This window comes from Pseudomonas sp. (assembly GCF_040514055.1).
Classification (GTDB): domain Bacteria; phylum Pseudomonadota; class Gammaproteobacteria; order Pseudomonadales; family Pseudomonadaceae; genus Aquipseudomonas.
Genome location: NZ_JBEVDL010000062.1, coordinates 49,060 through 72,342, shown reverse-complemented (window position 1 = coordinate 72,342; position 23,283 = coordinate 49,060). Strand labels below are relative to the sequence as shown.

The window sequence follows — 23,283 nt, the reverse complement described above, 5'->3', positions numbered from 1 at the left end:
TGGCCCGGACGCATTGGGGTTTGGAGATATGAGCGAAAACACGGCAACCCCTGGCGCTGCGCAGGGCTCCACTCGCCCGCGCTGGCGTGGCGCGCTGCTGGCCGCTGGTGTGCTGGGGGTCGGCCTGGCCTCGGCGGCGGGGCTGTTCTACAGCGGGGCATTTACGCCCGAGGTGCCCCGTGAGCTGGCCGAGTCGAGCGAGTTGCAGCTGGACCTCGGCCGCCCCGACGCCTTGATCGAAAGCCAGTCTCTCAGTGGCCTGCCCAAGGATCTGCTGAGCGTGCCGCTGCTGCGCGACAGCCTGACCGAGGACCTGGTCTTTTATTACGAAGCCAACCCGGATCGGCTGGGCCTGGCCGGCAGCCTGCGGCGGATCATCTACGAGCACGACCTGCAGCTGCAGGACAGCTTGCTCGATGAGCTGCTCGACCAGCCGGCGCAGGTGGCCCTGTGGCGGGGCGAGGACGGCAAGCTCAAGCATTTCCTGCTGCTGCTGGACCGTGGCGGCCTGGCGCGGCTGCTCGAACCGCTGGCGCGAGTGGCGGCCTCCGACACTCAGCTGTCGGAGGTGGCGAGCCTGCAGGTCGACGGCGACGTGGTACCGCTTTACCGGCTGAACTACAACGGTCGGCAATCGCTGCTGCTGGCCAGCCATGGCGACAAGCTGCTGGTATTGTCCAGCCCCGGCATGCTGCTGCAGAGCCAATGGGACGGCACGCTCCCGGGCCGCGAAGCGATCGCCCGGGTCGAGGCCCTGCTGGACGGCGACAGCCCCTTCGCCGAACGCTTTGGCCTCGAGTCGGACAGCGCCTTGCGCCAGCGCATCACCCTGAGCAGCGACTTTCTGGCGCTGGGCTACCAGCGGTTTATCCCGACCTTCGCCGGGCTGCGGTTCGAGATGGACGGCCAGGGCTGGCACAGTTTCCTCGCGCTGAACGACAGCGAAGAGCGCAGCAGCCTCGCGTTCGCGCCGGTCTGGCAGGCCATGCCCATGGGCGCCAGCGCCTGCGTGGCCTTGCCCGTGGCGACCCGCCTGCCCAAGGACTTGCTGGTCAAGGTGGGCGTCGAGGACGCGGCGGCCAGCGCCCTGACCGAGCACCTCAGCGGTGCGGCCGGCCTCTGCTGGTACCCCGAGTCGCGCCTGCACAGCCCGCTTCTGGTGGGGCAACTGGACGAATCCGTCGGTAGCGGCCAGGACCAGCAGTTGGGCGCCTTGTTCGAGTCCCTGATCGGCGCTCAGGAAGTGCAAGAGCGTGCCCCGGTCGAAACGCAGACCCTGGGCCAGGCGCAGCGTTGGCAGCGCACCGTCAGCTCGAATTTTGGCCAGTACCCGGGCAGCGAGCCTGGCCGGGGATTTTTCAAGATCAGCCTGGCCCGGCATGGCGCGACCCTGTTGTTTTCCCTGGATGACACGCTGGTTGGCAAGGCGCTGGATACCCTGGACAAACGTTTCCCGCCGCTGGCCGATGTGCTGCCCAAGGACGCGCTGGTGCCCCTGTACCTGGCGCCGGATACCCTGGCCAAACTGTTCGAGCAGGAAACCCTGGACAGCTTGCCGACGGACATGGAGCCGGTGTTTCGCAACGCCGCCCAGACCCTGCTGCTGCCCAAGCTGAAAGCCCTGGCTGGGCACGGGCGGTATGCCTTGACCCTGCCGGCGGACGCCGAGGCGGACGGTTCCTGGTCATGGCAGCCGCTGCAGTGGAAGCCCCTGTGAAGGTAGTGCAGGCCGGCGCGGCGATTTCGTTGCTGCTCTACAGCCTGTTCGCGGTGGGCGAGAGCGCCGCGCCGCCGCTGGACGCCGCGCAGTCCCAGGTGTTTCGCGCCTGGTTCGTGCGCATCGCCCAGGAACAGTTGCGCCAGGGCCCGAGTCCGCGCTGGCAGCAACAGGACTGCGCCGGGCTGGTACGCTTCGCCGCCAACGAGGCGCTCAAGCCCCACGACGCCAAGTGGCTGCGCGCCAATGGCCTGTCCAACCGCTACCTGCCCCCGGAACTGGCGCTGCTGCCCGCGCAACGCAACCTGGCGCAGCAGTGGCAGCAAGGCGGCGGGCAAGTGGGCCCCTATGTCAACGCCATCAAGCTGATCCAGTACAACAGCCATTTTCTCGGGCGGGAGCTGAACCAGGCCCGTCCAGGCGACCTGATGTTTTTCGATCAGGGCGACGAGCAACATTTGATGATCTGGATGGGCCGCGAAATCGCCTATCACACCGGCAGCAGCACGCCGACCGATAACGGCATGCGGTCGGTCAGCATGCAACAACTTATGACCTGGAAGGACACCCGATGGATACCCGACGCCTCCAATCCCAATTTTATCGGCATCTATCGGCTGCACTTCCTCGCACGATGAGCATTCGCCGCCTGCCGGGACTGGCCCTGATCGCTGCACTGTTGTTGCCCTTCGCGCCCGCCCAGGGCGAGGACAGCGTCGAGCGCAGCTATTACCAACCGATCAGTGGCGAGTCGTTTTTCCTGTTGGCCGACAGCAGTTTCGCCAGTGACGAGGTCGCCCAGGTGCGCCTCGAGGCGCCCGGCCGCGATTACCGGCGCTACAGCATGGAAGGCTACGGTGGCGTGGATGTGCGCCTGTACCGCATCGACCAGCCCCTGGAGTTCCTCAAGCGCCAGAAGAACCTGCACCGGGTGGTCGCCGAGGGCCAGTTCAAGGGCGAGGGGTTGTCCAACACCCTGTCCTACCTGTGGGACAACTGGTACCGCAAGTCACGGCGGGTGATGCAGCGCGCGTTCTCCTACGAGTCGCGGGCCCAGGTCACCGAGGCGGTGCCGGAGCTGAAGATGGGCGAAGCGATCATCGCGCCGACCCGCTTCGAGGTGCCGCCGCAGTTCGCGCCGATCAAGGGCCTGCCCCTGGTCAGCCAGTTCCGCTATCCGTTGTGGGAGGCCAAGCCGATCCAGCCGCCCGCGGGCGTTGCGCTGAGCGGTTCGTCCAGCGACTTCGTCACGGTCAACCCGGGCAATGTCTATATCCCCCTGGGCAAGCTGAAACCCGGCCTGTACCTGGTGGAAACCCTGGTCGGCAAGTTCCGCGCCACGACCCTGGTGTTCGTTTCCAATACCGTGGCGGTGAGCAAGATCGCCGGTGACCAGTTGCTGATCTGGACCGCGCGTAAACATGAGGGCAGCGCGGTGGCGGCGGCCAAGGTGCTGTGGAGCGACGGCCTGGGTGTGCTCAGCAGCGGCAGCACCGATGCCCAGGGCCTGCTGCGTCTGCAGCACGCCAGCCCCGAGCGTTCCTATGTGCTGGGCGAGGACGCCGAGGGTGGGGTGTTCGTCTCCGAGAACTTCTATTACGACAGCGAGATCTACGACACCAAGCTGTATGCCTTCACCGACCGGCCGCTCTACCGGCCGGGAGACTGGGTGGAGGTGAAGATCCTCGGGCGCGAGTTCAAGAACTCCAGTGACTCGGTGGCCCCGACCAGCGCGCCGGTGCAGCTGAGTGTGCTCGACGCCACCGGTAACGCGCTGCAGAATCTCGACCTGAACCTGGATGCCAAATCCGGCAGCCAGGGTCGTTTCCAGTTGCCGGAGAATGCCGTGGCCGGCGGCTACGAGCTGCGCTTCACCTACCGCGACCAGCAGTACAGCAGCGCCTTTCGCGTGGCGGACTATATCAAGCCGCATTTCGAGATCGCCCTGGACCTGGCCAAGCCGGATTTCCGCACCGGCGAGGCGGTGACCGGCAACCTGGTGCTGCTCTATCCCGACGGCAAGCCGGTGAAGAACGCCAGCCTCGACCTGACCCTGCGTGCCCAGCAATTGTCGATGATCGACAACGAGCTGCAGTACCTCGGCCAGTTCCCGGTGGAGCTCAGCACCGCCGCCCTGACCACCGATGAGCAGGGTCGTGCGCAGCTGAACCTGCCTGCCGCCGACAAACCCAGCCGTTACCTGTTGACGGTGTTCGCCAGCGACGGCGCGGCTTACCGGGTCAAGACCAGCAAGGAAATCCTGATCGAGCGCGGTGCCGCGCGCTACCGCCTGAGCGCGCCCCAGCGTTTCAGCGCCAGTGGCGAAAACGTCACCTTCAGCTACCGCAGCGAACAGTCCACCGAGTTCAAACCGGCCAGTTACGAGTGGGTCCGCCTGGAAGACCAGAGCAAGGACAGCGGCAGCCTGGCCAGTGACGCCCAGGGTTTCGACCTGGCGTTCGAACGCCCCGGCTCCTACAGCATCACCCTCAAGGACGCCCGCGGCCTGATTCTCGGCGCCACCGGCCACTCGGTAAGCGGCGAGGGGGTCAAGGCGGTGGCCGGCACGGTGGAGATCGTGCTGGACAAGGCCGAGTACCAGGCCGGCGACGAAGCCCTGGCGCTGATCTCCTTTCCCGAACCGGTGGGCGATGCGCTGTTGACCCTGGAGCGTGACCAGGTGGAGGCCACGGCGCTGCTGTCCAAGGGCGGCGACTGGCTCAAGCTGGAGAAACTCAGCGACACCCAGTACCGCGCGCGCATCGCGGTCACCGAGCGGTTCTCGCCCAACCTGACCTTCTCGGTGCTCTACACCAAGGGCGGCGACTACAGCTTCCAGAACGCCGGGATCAAGGTCGCGGCGCCGCAGATCGAGATCGCCATAGTCGCGGACAAGGAGCAGTACCAGCCCGGTGAACTGGTCACCCTGGACCTGAGCACGCGTTTCGCCGGGCAGCCGGCGGGCAGCCGGCTGACGGTCAGCGTGGTGGATGAGATGATCTATGCCCTGCAGCCGGAGATCGCCCCGGGCATCGACCAGTTTTTCTACCACCCGCGGCGCAACAACGTGCGCACCAGCGCCAGCCTGTCCTTTATCAGCTACGACGTGGCCTTGCCGGGCTCGCCCAGCGCACCGGGCAAGGCCAATCGCAGCGATCGCAGCGTCAAGGTGCTGGAGCGGCCGCGGCGTGAGGAAGTCGATACCGCCGCCTGGCAACCGGACCTGGTCACCGATGCCGAGGGCAAGGCGCGCCTGACCTTCCGCATGCCCGACTCCCTGACCCGCTGGCGCATCACCGCCCGCGCGGTGAACGAGGCCGGCCAGGTCGGCCAGAAAAAAGGCTTTGTGCGTTCGGAAAAACCCCTGTACCTGAAGTGGAGCGGCCCGACCCGCTTCCGTGCCGGCGACCAGCCGGCGCTCGGGTTGTTCGCCTTCAATCAGGGTGAGCAAGCGAGCAGCGCCGAGTTGCTGGTGCATTTCAATGGCCAGGAACAGCGCAGCCGCGTCGAGCTGGCCAAGGGCATCAATTATCTGCCGCTGCCCACCGCGGCCGTGACGGCCGGTGAATGGCGCGCCGAATTGCTCCGCGACGGCGTTGCGGTGGATGCCCTGGCGGTCGACCTGCGGGTCAACGGCAGCGGTTGGCAGGACCTGCAGACGCGGCGCCTGGCCGCCACCGCCGGGGTTAACCCGCTGAGCCTGCCGAGCGATGCCAGCGAGATCAGCCTGCGCCTGGACGACAGTCCACAAGGGCTGTTCAACAGCCACCTCGACGATCTGCTGGAATACCCCTATGGCTGCGTCGAGCAGACCGCCAGTCGTTTGTTGCCGCTAAGCCTGGCGTACCCGGGATTGGCCAAGGGGCCCACCGCCGACCGCTTGCGTTTGATCCTGCAAAACAGCCGCCTGCGCCTGGTGCAGATGGCCGGTCCCGAGGCGGCCTTTACCTGGTGGGGCCAGGAGGGTGAGGGTGATGCCTTCCTCACCGCCTACGCCTACTACGCCGACTGGCATGCCAGCCGCGTGCTGGGCCTGAATCTGCCGCCGGAGCATTGGCAGCGGATCCTGGACGTCTATGCCAAGCAGGCCTCCAGCACGGCGCCGTTGCAACGGGCACTGATCCTGGCCTTCGCCCGGGACATGCAGCTGCCGGTGGAGACCTTGCTGCAGGGGTTGATGGCTGACCTGGGTACCTTCGAAGCCCGGCAGGCCCAGGCGCGTGCCGCCGAGGCTACGGCCACGGCTCAGGCTCAGGCCGAGGGACAGGCTGGCGCCGAGCCGGCGGCGCGCACCGATGCCGCCACCGTACAGCCCCTGGAATCGACCCTGGATGATGCCGGCGAAACCAGCCTGATCCTCGCCGCGCCGGATTCCCAACTCGGTCTGGCGGTGGCCCGGGTGCTCACCGCCGAGCTGGCCGCGCAGGCCAAGGTGGCCCTGCCCGAGCCCTTCAGTACGCAGCTGGCGACGGCCCGCGAGACGGTCGCCGCCAGTTCGCACCCCTTTGTCGCGGCCCTGAAACTGAAGCTGGCGCTGCCCGATGCGCCGCCGGCCAGGGCCTTGCTGGAACGTCTGGCGCCCGAGCAGTCGACCCTGGAACGGGCCCTGGCCCTGACCTGGTTGCACGGCGCCGTGGCCCAGGCGCCGGCGGGCCCGGCCCTGAACCCCGGCGAAGGCTGGCAGGCCCAGCAGCGCGCCAGTGGCGAAAACCACTGGTTGTGGCGTGGCCCGGGCCTGCCGACCGACGTGAAACTGCCCGCTCCCCTGGAGCGTCCGCTGGACCTGGCGCTGAGCTTTCGCAGTGCCCAGGCGCCCCTGGGCAACTTGCCGGTGACCATCAGCCGCCGGCTGTTGCGCCTGGTGCCGGGGGACAAGGCCTTTACCTTTGGCGTCGAGGAAGTCGGCAAGGGACCGTTGTCGGGCGATGAGCTGTACCTGGACGAGGTGACCCTGAGCACCGAGCAGGCGCGGGCCCTGCGTTATGGCCTGCTGGAGATTCCGCTGCCACCGGGCGCCGATGTCGAGCGCACCACCTGGGGCATCCAGGTCAGTGGCCTGGATTCGGCCGAAGCCATGCCGCTGGAAAAAGCCCGGCATGAGCCGGGTCAGCTGCTGTATGCGGTACCGGTCGACCGCCTCGAGGGTTCGCTGACCGTTCGCCACCTGGTGCGTTTCTCCCAGAAAGGCCAGTTCTCGTTGCCGCCGGTGCGTTATGCCCGCATGTATGCGCCACAGCAACAGGCGTTGGAAGCCGAGCCGGCCTACGGTCAGTTGCAGGTCGAGTAGGCCGATGCGCCTGGCCGGCTGGCTGCTGCTGGTGCCCCTGCTGGCGAACGCGGGGGAGGCACCCTTGCGCCTGGCGCTGGGCCAGGACGGGGGCGCGCAGCTGCTGGAACTCGACCAGCGCCAGGTGCTGACGCGCCAAGCGCTGCCGGCCGATCTGCAGGCGCCCCTGGGCAGCCTGTGGAAACTGTTCGTCTACGCCTACCTGGTCGATCGCCAGCAGCCGGAGCAGCCATACGCCTGCAAGGGGCAGGATCCCGAGGAGGTGTACTGCTGTAACGCGGGCGAGCAGATTGAGCGCGACCCGGCCCTGACCCAGTCCTGTGGCCTGTACTTCGCCCCGGCCCGACTGCAGCTGGACCCGGTCGAGTGGAGCACCTACTGGCGGACACGCCAAGCGCCGGCCTGGCTTAGCCAGCTGGACCGGCTGCAACCGGCGACCCGGGTGCCGGTGGCCGAGCTGCTGCAGGTACTGGGGCGCCTGCCGGCCGCTGAGCAGGCGCGCCGGCTGCTGCTGGACGTGCTGCTCAATGCCCCTGAGGGCGTCGCCTTGGGCGGGCTTGGCGGACGGCTACGGGTCAAGACCTGGAGCTGGCTGGCCGACCACGACCAGCAGGCGCGCCAGGGCGGTTTCGCCGGCTGGCTGCTCGATGGCACGCCGGTCTGGGCCGGCGGGGCGGGTACCAGCCAGCGTATCCTCGCGGACTATGCCCAGGCCCTGGACAGTGCCTTGCCGACCCCCTGGCCGGCGGACGCGGGCCAGTGCGTGGAAGTCCGGCTGTTCGCCCGTTATCCGCTGCGGCAGATCGTCCGCCAGGGCAGTGAGCAGCCAGTGACCGCCGGAGCCCTGCAGGGCCATTACCAAGTGCAGTTCGAGAATGGCAATCGGCTGTCGATCGAAAGCCGTGGCGAGCTGTTTTTACAGCCCGAGACCCAGGGCCTGCAGCTGATCGCCCGCCTGCCGCGCGAGGAATACGTGGCGCGGGTACTGGAGCGGGAGGCCTCGGCACGCCCGGTGGAGGCGGCCAAGGCGCTGGCGGTGGCGATTCGCACCTACCTGTTGCAGAACGCCGGTCACAGTGGCGATTGCCTGAGCATCGCCGACAGCAGCGCGCAACAACGGGTGGCGCCGCGCCCGGCGGGGGACGCAGTGCGGGCCGTGGCCGCCTGGACCGCCGACCTGGTGCTGGCCGGCAGCCCGGTGACCTACCATGCCGAACTGGCCGGCCCGCAGCGCCTGGCCTGGCAGGAGGCCGTGCGCCAGGCCGAGAGCGGCCGTCGCTACGATGCCATCCTGGCCGGCGCGTTCCCGCAGGCCAGCCTGACCCGTTGGGACAAGCCAGTGGCCGCCTGCCAGGTGGTGGTCGGCGCCGACGCCTGGTTGAAGCAGCGCCAGCGACAATGGCGCACGCGCCTGGATGCCGAGCCCGGGTACAGTGACAGCGGCACGTTCACGGTGTGCCGGCTGCTGTCGGGCAAACCCCATGTCGACCGCGAGCGACGGCGCATTTTCGTCCGCGGCCTGCTGTCCTTGCAGGACCGCCTGAACCTGACCCATGAATACCTGCACCTGGCCTTTGAGGCCCATCCCAACGGCCAGGACGAGCAGTACGTCGAACGCCTCGCCCGCCACCTACTTCTGGAATAGACCCATGAAGGTTCGCCTGTCCGCCCTAGCGTTGTTCCTGACCTGCCTGCCGCCCTTGGGCGGCGTGCACGCCGACACGGGCATCCAGCTCGATACGCCGCTGGCCGGTTGGCACAAGGGCGACCCCGAGGGCGCGCACTTTATGCAGCAGGTCAATTACCCGGCCTCCTCGGTCAACAGTGCCGAGGACCAGGGCGACAGCGCGCGTATCAGCGGCCTGATCACGGCCACGCCTAAAGTGCCCGGCATGCCGGCGCGGCTGATCGTCAATGGCATCAGCATGCCCCTTAAGGTGCAGGAGGACGGCCGCTTCGACCGTCCCTTCGTGTTTCCCGCCGGCAGCAACAGTGTCGAGGTGCGCAGCGCCGACGGCGATCAGCGTCGTCGTCTGCAGTTCTACAACCGCGGCAGCGGCGAGACCGCGGCCAAGCTGCGGGTGGTGCTGTCCTGGGACAGCGACAACACCGACCTCGACCTGCACGTGGTCACGCCTGATGGCGGCCATGTCTGGTACGGCAACCGCAGCCTGGACAATGGCGGGGCCCTGGACGTCGACGTGACTACCGGCTTCGGCCCCGAGATGTTCGCCTCGCCCACGCCGCTGAATGGCCAGTACCTGGTCTACGTCAATTACTTCGGTGGCGGCGCCAGCAGCGACGAGGAGGGCGCCGAGACACCGGCCCAGGCGTTGACCGTGGCCCAGGTCACGCTGATTTCCCAGGAAGGCACGGCCAACGAGAAACAGCAGTCCTTTATGGTGCCAATGCGCGCCACCGGGGAACTGACCCTGGTCAAGGCCTTTAACTACCCCTGAGGCCCATCGCGCCCGACCGACGCCGATCCGGCGTTGGCGCCTGAGCGGGTCCGCCGGCGCCAGGCGCGGACGCCCAGCACCAGCAGCAGCAACGCGGTGGCCGGCAGCAGGTACCACTGCAGCCCATGGGCAAAGGCCTGAGCATAGGGTCGGCCGGTGGCGAAGACCGCGAGGTAGAGCACATAGGTCGCGTAGTAGGCGAGCAACAGCAGGCCCTGCCAGCGGCGAAGGGACTCGCTGGCGAGCAGCAGCGGCAGGCAGGCCAGCGTCACGGCGATCATCACCGGGAAGTCGACGGCCAGGGCATTGGGCGACACCGACAACGGCCAGGGCGAGACCAGGGCACTCAGCCCCAGTACCCAGGACAGGTTGATGACTGTGGCACCGACCGTGCTGCTCACCACCGCGCCGCGCTCGCCGCCCAGGGCGGCGAGCCAACTGCTGACCAACAGCGGCAGGGCGGTGGCGACGGCGACCAGGGTCAGTCCGATCAACAGTTCCGACAGGCCCAGGGCCCGGCTCAACTGTATCGCCCCTCCCACCAGCAGATAGGCGCCGCCGGCCAGCAATGCGATGCCTGCTGCCAGCAGTAACAGGGCCATGGGCCAGGCGCGCGCGGCAGGCTTTGGGGTAACCTGGGGCGTCCATTGTCCACTGCGGATCAGCAGGCCGGTATAGCCCAGTGCCATGCCGAGCAGCAGCGCACCGTCCAGCCGACTCAAGCTGCCGTCCCAGGCCAGGGCCAGGGCGAGCAGGCCGCTGCCGACCATACAGGGCAGCTCTTGGCGCAGCAGCGCCGGCCATACCCACAGCGGCGCGAGCAGTGCCGTGCTGCCCAGCACCAGCAGCACATTGGCGACCGTGCCACCCAGCACGGCGCCGACGGCCAGGTCGCCGCGCTCGCCGAGCACGGCTTGGAGGCAGACGGCCAGGAGCGGGGCTGTGGTGCCCAGGGTCCGGCCGCACAGGTCGATATACCGCGCAGGCAGGCCCCACTGCGTCGCCAACCCGGCGGCGGCGCGCCTCAGGAGGGCGGCACCGACCACCAGCAGGGCCAGTCCAATTATCAGGTAGACAAAGGTCATCGGGGTCATCGGGTTAGCGGCGCGGCGTGCACCTGCACCATTGTAAGGGGGCGCAGCTTCAGTCTGCCAGGCGTTGCACCCGCACCGGCGCGACGCCGCTGCGCAGCATGTCGAGCTGTTGCGCCGCGCGTTGCGACAGGTCGATCAGCCGCGAGCGGTTGTGCGGGCCGCGGTCGTTGATGCGTACCACCACGGTCTTTTGGTTGAGCAGGTTGGTCACCAGCACCTGGGTACCGAAAGGCAGCTCGCGGTGCGCGGCAGTCAACGCGTTGAGGTCGAATTTTTCACCGCTGGCGGTACGTTTGCCTTGGTGTTTGCCGCCGTAGTAGGAGGCCCTGCCCTCGGCATCGTAGCCGTCCAGGGACTGTCCGGCACAGCCGCTCAGCACACCGAGCATGATCAGAGGAAGCGCAATTGCACGGCACATGGAGAGACTCCTGACAACGCCGGTGGCAGACGAAACAACGCCGGGCGAGCCCGGCGTTGCGTGGGGCGGCTGAGGAAGTCAGCCCTCGAGCTTGTTTTTCAGCAGTTGGTTGACCTGGCCGGGGTTGGCCTTGCCCTTGGAGACTTTCATCGCCTGGCCGACGAAGAAGCCAAACATCTTGCCGCGTTTGGCCTCATCGGCCGCGCGGTACTGCTCGACCTGTTCGGCGTTGGCCGCCAGCATCTCGTCGAGCATGGCGTCGATGGCGCCGCTGTCGGTCACCTGCTTCAGGCCTTTTTGCTCGATGACCTCGTCGGCGCTGGCGCCTTCGCCGGCGGCCAGGGCCTCGAACACCGTTTTGGCGATCTTGCCGGAGATGGTGTTGTCCTTGATGCGCAGGATCATGCCGCCCAGTTGCGCCGCCGAGACCGGCGATTGCTCGATGTCCAGATTGTCCTTGTTCAGCAGGCTGGACAGCTCGCCCATCACCCAGTTGGCCGCCAACTTGGCGTCGCCACACACCGCGTTGACGGCTTCGAAGTAATCGGCCAGTTCGCGGCTGGCGGCCAGCACGCTGGCGTCATAGGCCGACAGGCCCAGCTGGCTCTGGAAGCGCTGGCGTTTCTGCGGCGGCAGTTCCGGCAGGCTGGCGCGCACCTCGTCGAGGAAGCTCTGCTCGATCACCACCGGCAGCAGGTCCGGGCAGGGGAAGTAGCGGTAGTCGTTGGCTTCTTCCTTGCTGCGCATGGAGCGGGTTTCGTTGGCGGCCACGTCGTACAGCACGGTTTCCTGGACGATCTTGCGCCCGGACTCCAGCTCGTCGATCTGCCAGGCGATCTCGGTATTGATCGCCCGCTCGATAAACTTGAACGAGTTGACGTTCTTGATCTCGCGGCGGGTGCCGAACTCGGCCTGGCCCTTGGGGCGGATCGAGACGTTGCAGTCGCAACGCAAGGAGCCTTCGGCCATGTTGCCGTCGCAGATGCCCAGGTAGCGCACCAGGGCATGGATCGCCTTGGCATAGGCCACGGCTTCCTTGGCGCTGCGCAGCTCGGGTTCCGAAACGATCTCCAGCAGCGGCGTGCCGGCGCGGTTGAGGTCGATTCCGCTCATGCCGTGGAAGTCTTCGTGCAGGCTTTTGCCGGCGTCTTCTTCCAGGTGCGCGCGGGTGATGCCGATACGCCGCGTGCTGCCGTCCTCCAGGGTGATGTCGAGGAAGCCCTTGCCGACGATGGGGTGGTCCATCTGGCTGGTCTGGTAGCCCTTGGGCAGGTCGGGGTAGAAGTAGTTTTTGCGGGCGAAGACGTTGCTCGGCGCGATATGCGCGTCGATCGCCAGGCCGAACTTGCAGGCCATGCGCACGACTTCGGCGTTCAGCACCGGCAAGGTGCCGGGCATGCCCAGGTCAACCAGGCTGGCCTGGGTGTTGGGTTCGGCGCCGAAGGTGGTGGCGCTGCCCGAGAAGATCTTCGAGCGGGTGCTGAGCTGTGCGTGGATTTCCAGCCCGATCACGGTTTCCCATTGCATGGTGTCATTCCTGTTGCGGGGTGTCGTCGCCCTGCTTGTCTGCTGGCGCGTCGCGCCCACCCGCGTGGCGGGTGCGAGGGACGGGGCGGCAGGGCGGCACCTGATTAATATCCGGCCGGGGTCTGTTGATGCCAATCACTGACCTGCTGGTAGCGGTGGGCAACGTTGAGCAGGCGTGCTTCCTGGAAATAGGGCGCCAGCAACTGCACGCCGACCGGCAAGCCATCGACGAAACCGCCCGGCATGGAAATGCCTGGCAAGCCGGCCAGGTTTGCGGTGATGGTGTAGATGTCTTCCAGGTAAGCGGCGACCGGGTCATCGCCCTTGGCGCCGATCTTCCAGGCCGGGTTCGGCGTGGTTGGGCCGAGAATCAGGTCGACGTCCTTGAAGGCCGCGATAAAGTCGTTCTTGATCAGGCGACGAATTTTCTGCGCCTGCAGGTAGTAGGCGTCGTAGTAGCCGGCGGACAGCGCATAGGCGCCGACCATGATGCGGCGTTTGACTTCCGCGCCGAAGCCCTCGCCGCGCGAGCGCTTGTAGAGGTCCTCGAGGTTGCTCGGGTTCTCGCAGCGGTAGCCGAAGCGCACGCCGTCGAAGCGCGACAGGTTGGAGCTGGCCTCGGCCGGGGCGATAACGTAGTAGGCCGGAATGGCGTGCTGCATGTTCGGCAGCGAAATCTCCTTGACGCTGGCGCCGAGTTTTTTCAGCTCTTCGACGGCGGCCATCACCCGGTCGGCGATGCGCGGATCGAGGCCGGCACCGAAGTACTCCTTCGGCAGGCCGATGCGCAGGCCTTCGAGGCTGTCGTTCAGGCTGGCGCGGTAGTCCGGCACCGGCTGGTCGACGCTGGTGGAGTCCTTGTCGTCGAAACCGGCCATGCCCTGCAGCAGCAGCGCGCAGTCTTCTGCGGTGCGCGCCAGCGGGCCGCCCTGATCCAGGCTGGAGGCATAGGCGATCATGCCCCAGCGCGACACACGGCCATAGGTGGGCTTGAGGCCGGTGAGGTTGGTCAGCGCGGCCGGCTGGCGGATCGAGCCGCCGGTGTCGGTACCGGTCGCGGCGGGCAGCAGGCGCGCGGCCACGGCCGCGGCGGAACCCCCCGACGAGCCGCCCGGCACGTGGGCGGGGTTCCAGGGGTTCTTCACCGGGCCGTAGTAGCTCGATTCGTTGCCCGAACCCATGGCGAATTCGTCCATGTTGGTCTTGCCCAGGGTCACGGTGCCGGCGGCGGCCAGGCGGGCGACCACGCTGGCGTCGTAGGGCGCCTTGAAGTTGTCGAGCATCTTAGAGCCGCAACTGGTGCGGATGCCTTGGGTGCAGAACAGGTCCTTGTGGGCGATCGGCAACCCCAGCAAGGCGCCGCTTTCGCCCGCGGCGCGACGCGCATCGGCGGCCTTGGCCTGGCTCAGGGCCAGCTCCCCGGTGACGCTGATAAAGCTGTTGAGCTGCGGATCGAGGCGCTCGATGCGCGCCAGCAAGGCGCGGGTCAGCTCTTCGGCGGAAAACTGCTTGTCGGCCAGGCCGCGGCCAAGTTCGGCCAGTGTCTTGTCGTGCATGTCGGCGTCCTTAGTCACTCGATCACCTTCGGAACCAGGTACAGGCCGTCCTGGACCGCCGGGGCAATGCTCTGATAGGCCTCGCGGTGGTTGGCTTCGCCGACCAGGTCGGCGCGCAGGCGCTGGGTTGCCTCCAGCGGGTGGGCCAGGGGCTCGATGCCCTGGGTATCCACCGCCTGCATCTGGTCGATCAGGCCGAGAATATTGTTAAGCGTGTCGGTGGTACTCGGGATATCGCCGTCGTTCAGCCCGAGTCGGGCCAGGTGCGCGATCTTTTCCACGTCTGAGCGTTCAAGCGCCATCGGGGTACTCCAGGCAAAGGCGGCCAATAGGGGTAGGGTGTGGGCGTCCGCTGGTCAACCGACTGACCTCCTTCAAGGGGTCGGACAGGGCCGCGAGGTGGTTATCAAGCCGCCATCATGGGGCTTCACGCCAGGAAAAACCGGCAATTTAACATATTGGCGCCTTGCCCAAAATCCCCGTCGTTGTTAGAGTTTGCCGCACTTTTTTACCCACGCGTGCCTAGGGTCATTACTCCCATGTTCAAGAAACTGCGTGGCATGTTTTCCAGTGATCTGTCGATCGACCTGGGCACTGCCAATACCCTGATTTATGTACGCGAGCGCGGTATCGTCCTGAACGAACCCTCGGTCGTCGCCATTCGTACCCACGGCAACCAGAAAAGCGTCGTTGCGGTCGGAACCGAAGCCAAACGCATGCTCGGCCGTACGCCGGGCAATATCGCGGCCATTCGCCCGATGAAGGACGGCGTTATCGCCGACTTCAGCGTCTGCGAAAAAATGCTGCAGTACTTTATCAACAAGGTCCACGAAAACAGCTTTCTGCAGCCCAGCCCGCGGGTGCTGATCTGCGTGCCGTGCAAATCCACCCAGGTGGAGCGCCGCGCCATTCGTGAATCGGCCCTGGGCGCCGGTGCCCGAGAGGTGTTCCTGATCGAGGAACCCATGGCCGCGGCCATCGGCGCCGGCCTGCCGGTCGAGGAAGCGCGCGGTTCGATGGTCGTCGACATCGGTGGCGGCACCACGGAAATCGCGTTGATCTCGCTCAACGGCGTGGTCTATGCCGAATCCGTGCGGGTCGGCGGTGACCGCTTCGACGAGGCGATCATCACCTACGTGCGCCGTAACTACGGCAGCCTGATCGGTGAGTCCACCGCCGAGCGCATCAAGCAGGAAATCGGTACCGCCTATCCCGGTGGCGAGCTGCTGGAAGTCGACGTGCGTGGCCGTAACCTGGCCGAAGGGGTACCGCGTAGCTTCACGCTCAACTCCAACGAAGTGCTGGAAGCCTTGCAGGAGTCGCTGGCGACCATCGTCCAGGCGGTCAAGAGCGCCCTGGAGCAATCGCCGCCGGAGCTGGCCTCGGACATCGCCGAGCGCGGCCTGGTGCTGACCGGCGGTGGTGCGCTGCTGCGCGACCTGGACAAATTGCTGTCCCAGGAAACCGGCCTGCCGGTGATAGTCGCCGAAGACCCGCTGACCTGCGTGGCCCGCGGTGGCGGCAAGGCGCTGGAAATGATGGATCGTCACGCCATGGACCTGCTGTCCAGCGAGTGATTCGTTGGGGGCGTCAGCTCCCCGCGCATTTGCTATGGTGTCGCAAGCCTGGCCGGGTTGGGGTGCCATTGCCCCGAACCGGCGGGTGTTGACCGGGCCCCGCGGGCCCGAGTCCATACGATCCACTCCTTTCGTCGCCGAACCGGTCCTATTGCCCTATGAAGACAGCCCTGTCAGTGCCATCCCGTGTCAAAGGAGCGGGTCATTAAACCGCTCTTCGCCAAAGGCCCCTCGCTGGGCGTGCGCCTGCTGGTGCTGGTGGTGCTGTCGGTCGTGCTGATGGTGGTCGACGCGCGCTTTGAATCGCTCAAGCCGGTGCGCAGCCAGCTCGGGCTGGTGATGACTCCGTTCTACTGGCTGGCCGACCTGCCGGTGCGTCTGTGGGAAGGGGTGACGCAGCAATTCAACAGTCGCAGCGAATTACTGGGCGAAAACGAAAAGCTCAAGGCCGAGGCCCTGCTGATGCAGCGACGCCTGCAAAAGCTGGCGACCCTCACCGAGCAGAACGTGCGCTTGCGCGAATTGCTCAACTCCGCGGCGCTGGTGGACGAAAAAGTCCTGGTGGGTGAACTGATCGGTGTCGATCCCAATCCCTTCACCCACCGGATCCTGATCGACAAGGGCGAGAAGGACGGAGTGTTCCTCGGCCAGCCGGTACTGGATGCGCGGGGCCTGATGGGCCAGGTGGTGGAGGTCATGCCCTACAGTGCGCGGGTGCTGTTGCTCACCGATACCACCCACAGCATTCCCGTGCAGGTCAATCGCAACGGCCTGCGCGCCATCGCCAGCGGCACCGGCAATCCGGAGCGCCTGGAGTTGCGCCATGTGGCCGACACCGCGGATATCAAGGAAGGCGACCTGCTGGTCAGCTCCGGCATGGGCCAGCGCTTCCCCTCGGGATATCCAGTGGCCACGGTCACTGAAGTCATCCATGACTCCGGTCAACCCTTCGCCATCGTGCGGGCCATGCCCACCGCGGCGCTCAATCGCAGCCGTTATGTGCTGCTGGTGTTCACCGACAGCCGCACGCCGGAACAGCGCGCCGCGGAGTCCGCCCAGGCCCAGGAGCAGGTGGATCGCGAGGCGGCGCTACAGCCTGCCACTCCCGCTCCAGCCGCGGCGCCCGTGAGCCCCGCGCCCGCGCCTGCTGCACCGAGGACACGCTGATGGCCGGTCCGCGCCCAAGTCATGGTTGGGTTATCTGGCTGAGTTTCGCCCTGGCCTTGTTGCTCAGTGTGGCGCCGATGCCGAGTTTTATGGAAACCGGGCGGCCGTTGTGGCTGGCGATGTTTATCACCTATTGGACCCTGGCGTTGCCCCACCGGGTCGGCATGACCACGGCCTGGCTGCTGGGCCTGGGCGCCGACGTGCTGTATGGCACCCTGCTCGGGCAGAACGCCCTGGTGCTGATCCTGATCACCTTTATGGTGCTTTCCCTGCAGCAGCGGCTGCGCCTGTTTCCGGTCTGGCAGCAAAGCCTGGTGTTGCTGGTGGTGTTCGGGCTCGCGCAGCTGGTACAACTGTGGCTGCACGCGTTGACCGGCAACCGGCCACCGCCGACCCTGGTGTTCCTGTTGCCGGCCCTGGTCAGTGCCCTGCTGTGGCCCTGGGTCTGTGCCGGCCTGCGCACGCTGCACAAGCGGTTGAACGTCAATTAGGTCGTGGCAGGCCTTGCCTCGCCATGACCGGGAGAAAGGTCGCATGCCCCCCCTGTACCTGGCCTCCGGGTCGCCGCGTCGGCGTGAATTGCTGACCCAGATCGGCGTGGCGTTTGCCACCCTCGACGCCACCATCGATGAAACACCCTTGCCGAGCGAGCCGGCGCACGCCTATGTCGCGCGGTTGGCCCTGGCCAAGGCGCACGCCGGGTTGGCCGGAGTGGAGGCCAGCGCGGTGGTGCTGGGCGCCGACACGGCGGTGGTGCTGGAGGGGCGTATTCTCGGTAAGCCGGCTGATCGCGACGACGCCTTGGCCATGCTGGCGGCGCTGTCGGGGCGCGAGCATCAGGTACTGACGGCGGTGGCGCTGGCCACCCAGGGCCGCGCCGACGTCAGGGTGGTCAGCAGTGGCGTGACCTTCCGCCCTCTGTTGCCCGGCGAAGCCGACGCCTACTGGGCCAGTGGCGAACCCCGGGACAAGGCAGGAAGTTATGGCATTCAGGGCCTGGCTGCGGTATTCGTCAGTCACCTGCACGGCAGCTATTCGGCGGTGGTCGGCCTGCCGCTGTGCGAAACGGCAGAATTGCTGGCCAATTTTGGCATTCCTTGTTGGCAGCGCCCGAGCGAGATGGACCTATGAGCGAAGAGATCCTGATCAACATCACCCCGATGGAATCGCGGGTGGCGGTGGTGGAAAACGGCGTCCTGCAAGAGGTACATGTCGAGCGTACCCAACGCCGCGGCATCGTCGGCAATATCTACAAGGGCAAGGTGGTACGGGTGCTGCCGGGCATGCAGGCGGCCTTTGTCGATATCGGCCTGGATCGCGCGGCCTTTATCCATGCCTCGGAAATCTCCAGCCGCGAAGGCAGTGCGGTGGAAACCATCAGCGCCCTGGTTCACGAAGGCCAGAGCCTGGTGGTGCAAGTGACCAAGGATCCGATCGGCAGCAAGGGCGCGCGCCTGACCACCCAGCTGTCCATCCCTTCGCGTTACCTGGTGTATATGCCCCGTACCAGTCACGTCGGCATCTCGCTGAAGATCGAGGACGAAGGCGAGCGTGAGCGGCTCAAGCAGGTGGTGGCCGACTGCGTGGCCGCCGAGGGCATCGAGGAAGCGGGGGGCTTTATCCTGCGCACCGCCGCCGACGGCGCGCGGGCCGAAGAAATCCTGGCCGATATCCGCTACCTGCGGCGTCTGTGGGAGCAGATCGGCAGCCAGATGAAAGCCGCGCCAACACCCTCGGTGATCTATGAGGACCTGAGCCTGGCGCTGCGCACCCTGCGCGACCTGGTCAACCCGAAGATCGAGAAGATTCGCATCGACTCCCGGGAAACCTTTCAGAAAATCACGCAGTTCGTCGACGAACTGATGCCCGAGGTCGCCGACCGCCTGGAGCATTACCCAGGCGAGCGGCCGATCTTCGACCTCTATGGGGTCGAGGACGAAATCCAGAAGGCGCTGGAGCGCAAGGTGCCGCTCAAGTCGGGCGGTTATCTGATCATCGATCCGGCCGAGGCGATGAGCACCATTGATGTCAACACCGGTGCCTTCGTCGGCCACCGCACGCTGGAAGAAACCATCTTCAAGACCAACCTCGAGGCGGCGACCGCGATAGCCCGCCAGCTGCGGCTGCGCAACCTGGGCGGCATCATCATCATCGATTTCATCGACATGGAAGACGAGGAACATCAGCGCCAGGTGCTGCGCACCCTGGAAAAACAGCTGGAGCGTGACCACGCCAAGACCAATATCATCGGCATCACCGAGCTGGGCCTGGTGCAGATGACCCGCAAGCGCACCCGCGAGAGCCTTGAACAGGTGCTGTGCGAAACCTGTATCACCTGCCAGGGGCGCGGCAAACTGAAGACGGCGGAAACCATCTGCTACGAGATTTTCCGCGAGATCCTGCGCGAGGCGCGGGCCTACGAGGCCGAGGGGTATCGGGTGCTGGCCAACCAGAAGGTGGTCGACCGTCTGCTGGACGAGGAGTCGGGCAATGTCGCGGACCTGGAGAGTTTTATCGGTCGCACGATCAAATTTCAGGTCGAGACCATGTACTCCCAGGAGCAATACGATGTGGTCCTGCTGTGAGCAAACGGCCATGGCTGAGCTGAGGGAACGGCCATGGCCCTGTGGCTGAATCGTCTGTGGCGCTGGCCCCTGCGGCTCGGGATACTGGCGCTGGTCCTGACCGCGCTGTACGTCAGCCTGGGCCGCGAGCTGGTGCCCTGGGTGGCCGAATACCGCGCGGAGCTTGAGCAGCGCGCGGGCGCGGCGCTGGGCATGCCGCTGGGCATAGGGCGACTGGAGGGCCGGTGGCAGGGCCTGGCGCCGGAGATCCTGGCCCATGAGGTACAGCTTGGCGAGGGACCTGACGGGTTGCGCCTGGAGCAGGTCAGCCTGGTGCCGGACCTGCTGGGCAGCCTGCTGGCCTGGCAGCCGCGGATCGCTGTGCTGGAGGTGCGTGGGCTGCAGCTGAGCCTGGCAGAAGACAGCGGCGGTCACTGGGCCCTGCGCGGCCTGCCGCGTCGCGCCGCTGCCGCCCCGGTGGATCCCGCGCTGTGGCTGGCGCGTCTGCAGCAGGTCAAGCGACTGTCGCTGCTCGACAGTCAGTTGACATTGCAGGCCCAGGGGCAAGCGCCGCTTAGCCTGACCTACCTGGAACTGAACCTGAGCAATAGGCTGGGGCGCCACCGCCTGGACGCGCGCGTGCTGTTGCCCGATGGTCAACCCCTGGCGCTCAACCTGCAGGCGCGCCTGCAGCCGGAACGCTGGCGTGACGCGGTCGCCGAGCTGTACCTGAGCTTGCCCCAGAGCGATTGGGCGCGCTGGCTGCCTAACAGACTTGGCGGCGCCTGGCGCACCGAGCAACTGCAGGCGGGCGGGGAATTCTGGCTCAGCTGGGCCAAGGGTGCGGTGCAGCGCGGGGTGGCCCGTGTCCATGGGCCCCAGTTGCAGGCGGCCTACGCCGAACGTCCGGCCGTGGCGCTGCAGAACCTGGCGCTGAATGCCTATTTCCGGCGCCGGGCCCAGGGCTTTGACCTGCTGCTCGATGGCTTGGCCTTCAGCCGTGACGATCAGCGCTGGGGCGAGGTGCAAGTGGGGCTGGTGCGGCAGGACGAAACCGCCGATGTCCATGAGCAGTGGCAGGTGACCGCTGATCGCCTGGACCTGGCGCCCCTGTTACCCCTGATCGAAGCGTTGGCGCCTCTGCCTGCCGAGCTGGTAGCGGCCCTTGGCACGCTGCAACCCCATGGGGCGTTGCGTAACCTGAAACTGGATTACCGTCCGCGGTTGACGGGCGGTGATCGCCTGCGCTTCGCCGGTAATCTCGAACGGTTGGGGTTCAGTGCCTACCACGGCGCGCCAGGGGCGGAAAACGTCAGCGGCAGCCTCAGTGGCGACCTGGGCCAGGGCGAGCTGCGCCTGGACAGCGAGCAGTTTGTCCTGCACTTGGCACCGATCTTCGCCAAGCCCTGGCAGTACCGCCGGGCCAATGCGCGCCTGACCTGGCGGCTGGATGAGCAGGCGTTTACCCTGATCAGCCCCTACCTGCAAGTGGAGGGGGACGAGGGCAAGATCGCCGGGGATTTCCTGATCCGCCTGCTGCGCGATCCGGCTGCCGAGGACTATATGGACCTGCGGATCGGCCTGCGCGAGGGCGATGCCCGCTACACCGAAAAGTACCTGCCCGAGGTGCTCAGTCCGGCGCTGCGCGCATGGCTCAAGAGCGCCATCCGTGGTGGAGGGGTGGAGGCCGGTTATTTCCAGTACCAGGGTTCCCTGAACAAGGGCGCCGCGGATGCGGCCCGCAGCCTGAGCCTGTTCTTCCAGGTGGCGGATGCCGAGCTGGCCTACCAGCCCGGTTGGCCGGCCCTGCGCGCGGCCCGTGGCGAGGTGCTGATCGAGGACAGCGGCGTACGGGTGCGGGTGTCCGAGGGGCGTATCCTGGGCAGCCAGGTGCGGAATGCGCGGGCCGAGATCGCCCATGTCGCGGCGGGCCAGGTTCCACGCCTGGTGTTGCTGGCCGACCTGGACAGTTCGCTGCCCGACGCTCTGAAGCTTCTTCTGGAGGCGCCGCTGGGCACGGCGCAGCTGTTCGCCGGCTGGCAGGGCGAGGGCGCTCTACGCGGCGCGTTGCAACTGGACATTCCACTGGGCAAGGGGCCACCGCCAAAAATCCAGGTCGATTTCGCCAGTCGCAACGCCCGCTTGCAGTTGGCCGAACCGGCGCTGCAGTTGAGCGAGCTGAGCGGCGCCTTTCGTTTCGACAGCGTCCGCGGCCTTAGCGCGTCGGACATCCGCGCCAAGGTGTTCGGTCGGGAGGTGCGTGCCAGTGCCCTGGCCGAAGGACGCGTGGGGCATCCGCGTACCCGCATCCAGGCCAGTGGTACGGTGGCGGCCCGCGAGTTGGCCAACTGGCTGGGCATGACGGGCCCCATGCCGCTGTCCGGCGAGCTGCCGTATCGGCTGGGCCTGACGCTCGAGGGGCTCGACAGCCAGCTGCAGGTCGAGTCGGACCTACAGGGCCTGGCCATCGAGCTGCCGAGTCCCTTTGGCAAACCGGCCGGCCAGGCTCGGCCCACCCAGTGGCGCATGAGCTTGCAGGGGCCCGAGCGGCGCTACTGGCTGAGTTACGCCGAACTGGCCAACCTGGCCCTGGTTACCCCCGCCGGCCGCATCGCCGACCTGCGCGGCGAGCTGCTGCTTGGCCCGGGGCAGGCGCAACTGCCGGGCGCCAGCGGCTTGCACCTGCGCGGTCGCCTCAGCGAGCTGGACGTGGCTGCCTGGCAGGCCGTGCTGGCGCCCTACGCGCTGCCACAGACGGGTGACGCCAAGCGACTGTTCCGTGGCGCCGACCTGCGGGTGGGGCGCTTCAAGGGCTTCGGCCTGGCACTGGACAACCTCGACCTGCAGTTGGCGCGGGGCGATGGCGGCTGGGCGCTGGCCCTGGACAGCGCCGTGGCCAAGGGCCAAGTCAAGCTGCCGGACCGCGACCAGGCGCCTATCGATGTGCGGTTGCAGTACCTGCGCCTGCCGCCGGCCGAACCCAAGCCGCCGGCCGCGTTGGCGCAGGTCCAGGCGGAGGAAAAACCCGATCCGCTGGCGGCGCTGGACCCCCGGCAGATACCGGCACTGGACCTGCGTATCGAGCGGTTGCAGCAGGGTGACAAGCTGGTTGGCGCCTGGGCGCTCAAGGCTCGTCCGAGCGCCAGCGGGGTGCGCTTCACCGACCTTGACCTGCAACTCAAGGGCTTGCAGATCACCGGCAGCGCCGGCTGGGAGGGCGCGGTTGGCGCTACTCGTAGCTGGTTCCAGGGGCGCCTGGCAGGCGGCAACCTGGCGGACGTATTGCTGGCCTGGGATTTCGCCCCGACGGCCACCAGCGAACGCTTTCGCCTGGATGTCGCCGGGCAATGGCCCGGCTCGCCCGCCTGGGTCAGCCTGAAACGGCTTTCCGGTACCCTGGATGCGAGCCTGCGCAAAGGCCAGTTCGTCGAGGCTCAGGGCTCGGCCTCGGCGCTGCGGGTGTTTGGCCTGCTCAACTTCAACTCCATCGGCCGGCGTCTGCGGCTGGATTTCTCCGACCTGCTGGGCCGCGGAATCAGCTATGACCGGGTCAAGGGCCTGTTGGCCGGTGACAATGGTGTCTTCGTCACCCGTGAGCCGATCACCCTGACGGGCCCCTCGAGCAATATGGAGCTCAACGGGCGGTTGGACCTGGCCGGGGAAAGCATCGACGCCAAGCTGCTGGTGACCTTGCCGCTGAGCAACAACCTGCCGCTGGCGGCGCTGATCGTGGGTGCACCGGCCATCGGTGGCGCCCTGTTTGTGGTCGACAAGCTGTTGGGCGATCGGGTGGCCCGTTTTGCCAGCGTGCAATACAGCGTCAAGGGCCCGCTGCTGGAGCCTAAAATCAGTTTCGAAAAACCTTTTGAAAAACCTCGATAAGCTGGGCTGCGGCGGGATGCCGTAACATGGGGCCT

16 protein-coding genes are annotated in these 23,283 nt (G+C 66.9%); 11 read left to right on the top strand and 5 right to left on the bottom strand.

The window, feature by feature from the left end; all coding sequences use genetic code 11:
• Positions 1–28: 28 nt before the first annotated feature.
• The 5 genes from ABWY06_RS14555 to ABWY06_RS14535 are packed head-to-tail and all read left to right on the top strand — an operon-like array spanning position 29 to position 9,463.
• Positions 29–1,717: a DUF2138 domain-containing protein gene (locus ABWY06_RS14555; protein ID WP_353926275.1), complete on the top strand. Its 1,689-nt coding sequence runs from the start codon at positions 29–31 to the stop codon at positions 1,715–1,717.
• Positions 1,687–2,355: a DUF1175 domain-containing protein gene (locus ABWY06_RS14550; protein ID WP_353926274.1), complete on the top strand. Its 669-nt coding sequence runs from the start codon at positions 1,687–1,689 to the stop codon at positions 2,353–2,355. Before ABWY06_RS14555 ends, ABWY06_RS14550 begins: the two co-directional genes overlap by 31 nt.
• The gene (locus ABWY06_RS14545; RefSeq protein WP_353926273.1) at positions 2,352–7,004 is read left to right on the top strand and encodes an alpha-2-macroglobulin family protein; all 4,653 of its coding nucleotides are present in this window, start codon (positions 2,352–2,354) and stop codon (positions 7,002–7,004) included. Before ABWY06_RS14550 ends, ABWY06_RS14545 begins: the two co-directional genes overlap by 4 nt.
• Positions 7,005–7,008: 4 nt before the next feature.
• The gene (locus ABWY06_RS14540) at positions 7,009–8,649 is read left to right on the top strand and encodes a DUF2300 domain-containing protein (RefSeq protein ID WP_353926272.1); all 1,641 of its coding nucleotides are present in this window, start codon (positions 7,009–7,011) and stop codon (positions 8,647–8,649) included.
• 4 nt (positions 8,650–8,653) lie between these two features.
• Positions 8,654–9,463: a YfaP family protein gene (locus ABWY06_RS14535; RefSeq protein WP_353926271.1), complete on the top strand. Its 810-nt coding sequence runs from the start codon at positions 8,654–8,656 to the stop codon at positions 9,461–9,463.
• Here ABWY06_RS14535 and ABWY06_RS14530 read toward each other — a convergent pair.
• The 5 genes from ABWY06_RS14530 to gatC all read right to left on the bottom strand — a co-directional run bounded on the left by ABWY06_RS14530 (position 9,454) and on the right by gatC (position 14,360).
• Complete coding sequence (locus tag ABWY06_RS14530) at positions 9,454–10,557, bottom strand: sodium:calcium antiporter (RefSeq protein WP_353926270.1); 1,104 nt, start codon at positions 10,555–10,557, stop codon at positions 9,454–9,456. The two genes, ABWY06_RS14535 and ABWY06_RS14530, sit on opposite strands and share 10 nt — an antisense overlap.
• A gap of 49 nt (positions 10,558–10,606) precedes the next feature.
• Positions 10,607–10,975 (bottom strand): septal ring lytic transglycosylase RlpA family protein, encoded by a 369-nt coding sequence (locus ABWY06_RS14525; protein ID WP_353926269.1) that lies wholly within the window; start codon positions 10,973–10,975, stop codon positions 10,607–10,609.
• Between the two features lie 78 nt (positions 10,976–11,053).
• Positions 11,054–12,502 (bottom strand): Asp-tRNA(Asn)/Glu-tRNA(Gln) amidotransferase subunit GatB, encoded by a 1,449-nt coding sequence (gatB, locus tag ABWY06_RS14520; RefSeq protein WP_353926268.1) that lies wholly within the window; start codon positions 12,500–12,502, stop codon positions 11,054–11,056.
• A gap of 104 nt (positions 12,503–12,606) precedes the next feature.
• Positions 12,607–14,058, bottom strand: a complete 1,452-nt coding sequence (gene gatA, locus ABWY06_RS14515; protein WP_353926267.1) for an Asp-tRNA(Asn)/Glu-tRNA(Gln) amidotransferase subunit GatA — start codon at positions 14,056–14,058, stop codon at positions 12,607–12,609.
• A gap of 14 nt (positions 14,059–14,072) precedes the next feature.
• Positions 14,073–14,360, bottom strand: a complete 288-nt coding sequence (gene gatC, locus ABWY06_RS14510) for an Asp-tRNA(Asn)/Glu-tRNA(Gln) amidotransferase subunit GatC (RefSeq protein ID WP_353926266.1) — start codon at positions 14,358–14,360, stop codon at positions 14,073–14,075.
• 237 nt (positions 14,361–14,597) lie between these two features.
• Between gatC and mreB the strand changes: the two genes are divergently transcribed.
• The 6 genes from mreB (at position 14,598) to ABWY06_RS14480 (ending at position 23,248) form a co-directional block, all read left to right on the top strand.
• On the top strand, positions 14,598–15,635 hold the full coding sequence (gene mreB, locus ABWY06_RS14505; protein WP_353926265.1) for a rod shape-determining protein MreB: 1,038 nt from the start codon (positions 14,598–14,600) through the stop codon (positions 15,633–15,635).
• A 204-nt stretch (positions 15,636–15,839) separates the two neighbouring features.
• Complete coding sequence (gene mreC, locus ABWY06_RS14500; protein WP_353926300.1) at positions 15,840–16,802, top strand: rod shape-determining protein MreC; 963 nt, start codon at positions 15,840–15,842, stop codon at positions 16,800–16,802.
• The gene (gene mreD, locus ABWY06_RS14495; protein ID WP_353926264.1) at positions 16,802–17,293 is read left to right on the top strand and encodes a rod shape-determining protein MreD; all 492 of its coding nucleotides are present in this window, start codon (positions 16,802–16,804) and stop codon (positions 17,291–17,293) included. Before mreC ends, mreD begins: the two co-directional genes overlap by 1 nt.
• Positions 17,294–17,336: 43 nt before the next feature.
• The gene (locus tag ABWY06_RS14490; protein ID WP_353926263.1) at positions 17,337–17,933 is read left to right on the top strand and encodes a Maf family protein; all 597 of its coding nucleotides are present in this window, start codon (positions 17,337–17,339) and stop codon (positions 17,931–17,933) included.
• On the top strand, positions 17,930–19,387 hold the full coding sequence (gene rng / locus ABWY06_RS14485; RefSeq protein ID WP_353926262.1) for a ribonuclease G: 1,458 nt from the start codon (positions 17,930–17,932) through the stop codon (positions 19,385–19,387). The genes ABWY06_RS14490 and rng overlap by 4 nt, the downstream gene beginning before the upstream one ends.
• A gap of 33 nt (positions 19,388–19,420) precedes the next feature.
• Positions 19,421–23,248 (top strand): YhdP family protein, encoded by a 3,828-nt coding sequence (locus ABWY06_RS14480; RefSeq protein WP_353926261.1) that lies wholly within the window; start codon positions 19,421–19,423, stop codon positions 23,246–23,248.
• The last annotated feature ends 35 nt before the right edge of the window (positions 23,249–23,283 follow it).